Origin of the sequence: Desulfurella sp. (assembly GCF_023256235.1) — a bacterium.
Classification (GTDB): domain Bacteria; phylum Campylobacterota_A; class Desulfurellia; order Desulfurellales; family Desulfurellaceae; genus Desulfurella.
This window is the reverse complement of record NZ_JAGDWY010000060.1, coordinates 5,738-10,023: the sequence shown is the minus strand read 5'-3', so window position 1 is coordinate 10,023 and position 4,286 is coordinate 5,738. Positions and strand designations below refer to the sequence as shown.

Annotated in this window: 4 protein-coding genes and 1 tRNA gene; 1 reads left to right on the top strand and 4 read right to left on the bottom strand. The window is 37.6% G+C overall.

Translation table 11 applies throughout. From position 1 onward, the window contains the following. From Q0C22_RS06235 to Q0C22_RS06220, 4 genes are all read right to left on the bottom strand, one after another. A partial coding sequence (locus Q0C22_RS06235) for a P-loop NTPase (protein ID WP_291492858.1) occupies positions 1 to 762 on the bottom strand: 762 nt, incomplete at its 3' end. Between the two features lie 17 nt (positions 763 to 779). Further along, complete coding sequence (ahcY, locus tag Q0C22_RS06230; protein WP_367172119.1) at positions 780 to 2,033, bottom strand: adenosylhomocysteinase; 1,254 nt, start codon at positions 2,031 to 2,033, stop codon at positions 780 to 782. A gap of 4 nt (positions 2,034 to 2,037) precedes the next feature. Further along, entirely contained in the window at positions 2,038 to 3,189 is a 1,152-nt protein-coding gene (gene metK / locus Q0C22_RS06225) for a methionine adenosyltransferase (RefSeq protein ID WP_291492854.1), read from the bottom strand. 16 nt (positions 3,190 to 3,205) lie between these two features. Further along, positions 3,206 to 3,292 (bottom strand) — tRNA-Leu (locus Q0C22_RS06220). Between the two features lie 131 nt (positions 3,293 to 3,423). On the opposite strand from Q0C22_RS06220, the gene Q0C22_RS06215 reads away from it, so the two are divergent. Then, positions 3,424 to 4,286 (top strand): signal recognition particle protein (locus Q0C22_RS06215; RefSeq protein ID WP_291492852.1); only part of this gene is annotated, 863 nt, incomplete at its 3' end.

The following is a 4,286-nucleotide window of genomic DNA, read 5'->3' as shown; positions in this document are numbered from 1 at the left end:
TTTCAGTTTAACAAAAAAAGCATAAGCTTTTGCAGCATCATCCAAAGCAACATTTTGGGGCGTAGTTACAATTATACCGCCACTTACCTTTGCTTCTTGGGCAAGTGTAAGCTGGGCGTCACCTGTACCAGGAGGCAAATCAACAATTAAAAAATCTAATTCACCCCATGTAACATCGTTTAAAAACTGTTTTATTACCTGGTTTATTAATGGACCTCTCCAGATTACAGCTGCATCTTTTGGTATCATGCTGCCAATTGATATTATCTTTATGCCATATTTTACAATGGGCAGGATTTTATCTTTATTTTTTGGATCTAGTGCAACAGGTATGCCGTCTATGCCCATCATGCGCGGGATATTTGGTCCATAAATATCAGCATCAAGTAAACCTACCTTATATCCAAACTTAGATAAGCTAATTGCCAGATTAACACTTACTGTGGATTTACCTACACCGCCTTTGCCACTTGTGGTTGCAAGTATGTAGCGTATATTTTGTAGTTTTGGTGGTTCTTCGTCGTGTTTTGGCAAATTGATAATTAAATTTACATCTTTTACACCTTCAATTTTTCCTACAGCATTGGGTATACTTTTTTGCAATAACTGTATTACATTTGGATTATCTTCTTTCATTAAAAGCTCAATACTTACAACACCGTCTTCTACCGTAATATTCCCAATCACACCTTCTTTTATAACGCTGTTGGTTTTGCCGGGATAAAAAACCTTGTTTAGCTCTTCTTTTATTTTATCTATCATAAAATGTGCCTCCTTTTTTAAGTGCCAAAAGACCAGCTTTTTAGATACTCAATCTGCTCCTGCGTTAGCGTATCATACTTTATACCCATTGATTTAAGCTTTAATGCAGCAATGCGACTATCAATATCAGCTGGTATTTTATAGACTTTTTTATTTAAAATACCTTTATTATCAACAATAAATTTTGCGCTCAGTGCTTGATTTGCAAAACTCATATCCATAACTGCACTTGGGTGGCCTTCTGCCGCAGATAAATTTACAAGCCTGCCGGCAGCCAATACATAAATTTTTGTATTTTTCAACGTATATTCACACACATAGTCTCTTATGTAACGCTTTTCAATGGCAGTTTCTTCTAAGCTTTTTACATCAAGTTCTACATCAAAGTGACCAGAGTTTGCAACAATGGCACCCTGTTTCATTACTTCAAAGTGCTCAAGCCTTATCACATTAATATCGCCAGTTACTGTGCAAAAAAAATCCCCTATCTTTGCGGCCTCAATCATAGGCATAACCCTAAAGCCATCCATTACAGCTTCAAGCGCTTTTATTGGGTCAACCTCACACACAATAACATTTGCACCCATACCACGAGCACGCTCAGCCAAACCTTTTCCACACCAACCATATCCTGCTACCACAAATATACTGCCCGCTATCATTCTATTTGTGGCTCTAATAATGCCGTCAATTGTAGACTGGCCTGTACCATAGCGGTTATCAAACAAATGCTTTGTGTCAGCATCATTTACTGCAATAACAGGAAACAGCAATACGCCATCACGCTCCATGCTCTTTAAGCGAATGACGCCGGTTGTGGTCTCTTCAGTTGAGCCCAAAATATTTGCAGCTAAATCTTTGCGTGTAGAATGAATGGTTGAAACCAAATCTGCACCATCGTCCATTGTAATATTGGGTTTGTAATCCAAAACAGCATTGATATGAGAATAATAGGTTTTGTTGTCTTCACCTTTTATGGCAAAAGTTGGTATATCGTGGTGTACCACAAGGCTTGCTGCAACATCATCTTGCGTAGAAAGCGGATTTGAGGCACACAATGCAACATTTGCGCCCCCTTCTTTTAGTGCAATCATAAGGTTTGCTGTTTCTGTTGTAACATGCAAACATGCGCCTATTGTCAAGCCTTCAAATGGCTTTGTTTTGGAAAACTCTTCTTGTATCAAACTAAGCACAGGCATTGATTGGCGTGCCCACTCTATGCGCTGTTTGCCTTTGTCGGCTAATGATAAATCTTTAACATCAAACATTATTGCCTCACAAATATTTTTTAAATTTTTCAACCAAGTCTGTTTTTTCCCAGCTAAATTCCTTTTCTTTTCTGCCAAAATGTCCATAACTGGCAGTTTTTTTATATATAGGTCTCAATAAATCCAGTGTATCAATAATGCCCTTTGGAGTCAGATCAAGGTTTTCTAAAATTGCTTTTTGAATTAAAGATTCTGGTAGTTTACTTGTACCGTATGTTTGCACCATTACGCTAACTGGCTCTTCGACGCCAATTGCGTATGCAAGCTGCACAAGGCATTTTTGAGCCATATTGCTTGCAACTATATTTTTGGCAATATAGCGCGCCATATATGATGCACTTCTGTCAACTTTTGTTGGGTCCTTGCCGCTAAAAGCACCACCTCCATGGGGCGCCGCGCCACCGTATGTATCAACAATAATTTTTCTTCCGGTTAAGCCTGTGTCACCTTGTGGGCCACCTATAACAAACCTTCCTGTGGGATTTATATAAAAATTAATGTCTTTATCCCATAACTCTTTTGGTATAACATGTTCTATAACGCTTTCTACAATGTCTTTTCTAAATCGCTCAAGCTCTACATAAGGCTCATGCTGAGCAGAAACAACAACTGCTGTAACCTTTGTTGGCACACCATCATCATAGCGTACAGTAACTTGTGTTTTGCCATCTGGTCTTAAGTAAGGCAAAATACCTTGTTTTCTAACATCGGCTAATCTTTTTGATAATTTATGCGCCAAACTCAATGTTAATGGCATAAAATCCGCAGTTTCGTTGCATGCATAACCAAACATCATACCCTGGTCACCTGCTCCTACCCTGCCACCTTTTTTTGTTACACCAATTGCAATATCGGGTGATTGCCTGTGAATTGATGTAATTACAGCGCATGATTTGTAATCCAAACCGTAATCAGCATTAACGTATCCTATTTCTTTAATCGTTTCGCGTACAACATCGGGTATTTCCACATAACTTTCTGTTGTAATCTCACCTGCACACAATACCAAACCAGTTGTTAAAAGTGTTTCGCAAGCTACTCTGCAGTTTTTATCCTTTTCAATAATGGCATCTAAAATCGCATCTGATATTTGGTCAGCTAATTTATCCGGATGTCCTTCAGTTACTGATTCTGAGGTAAAATAAAAAGAATTTTTCATACCCACTCCTTTTGCTTGGTGCCGAAGAGGGGACTCGAACCCCTACGGAATTGCTTCCACTAGACCCTGAATCTAGCGCGTATACCAATTTCGCCACTTCGGCATAAATTGTTGCAACAATTATATTGCAAATAAGCATTTAGTCAAGATATTGTTTTTTTAAAAAACCGCTTTTACTTTTAATTTTATGTTGACATTGTCAAAAAAAATCAATACATTATAGGCGAGGTTTTTATGTTTGAAGATCTGGAAGCAAAATTAGCAAATGCGCTAAAAAAAATCAAAGGTCAAGCGTTAATTACTGAGCAAGACGCGCTTGAAGTTCTTAAAAATATAAAATTTGCGCTACTTGAAGCTGATGTAAACTACAAGGTAGTAAAAGATATTGAACAAGAACTTAAAGATAAACTTATAGGCAAACAAATCGAAAAAAATCTTACACCATTTCAAACCATAGTTGATATCATACATAAAGAATTAACTCAAATATTGGGCGATGAATCTTCCAATTTAATTATAAATTCCAAACCTTTTGTTGTTATGCTTGTTGGTATACAGGGAAGTGGAAAAACAACCACCTGTGCAAAGCTTGCAAGGCTTCTTAAAAGCAAAGGCAGACAAGTTTTACTTGTTGCATGCGATATTTACAGACCGGCTGCCATAAAACAATTACAAACGCTAGGTAAACAGCTTGATATACCCGTATTTTCAAAAGAAAACACAAAACCGCAAGACATCGCGCTTGAAAGTTTACAGTATGCAAAAGCAAACGGTCGCGATATAGTTATTGTAGATACAGCTGGAAGGCTTCAAGTTGACACGCAACTTATGCAAGAGTTAGTTGAAATGAAAGAAGCTATAAAGCCAAACGAAGTCTTGCTTGTAGTAGATAGCATGATAGGCCAGGAAGCCGTTAATATTGCTAAAAAATTTGACGAAGATGTAGGTATAAGTGGTCTTATATTCACTAAAATGGATGCAGACGCAAGGGGTGGTGCGCTTTTATCCATAAAACGCATTGTAGGAAAACCTATAAAATTTATCGGCGTTGGAGAAAAAATATCAGATTTAGAGCAATTTTATCCTGATCGCATAGC

Coding starts and splice junctions, on each gene's coding strand:
- metK (WP_291492854.1), bottom strand. CDS start 3,189: ATGAAAAATTCTTTTTATTTTACCTCAGAATCAGTAACTGAAGGACAT.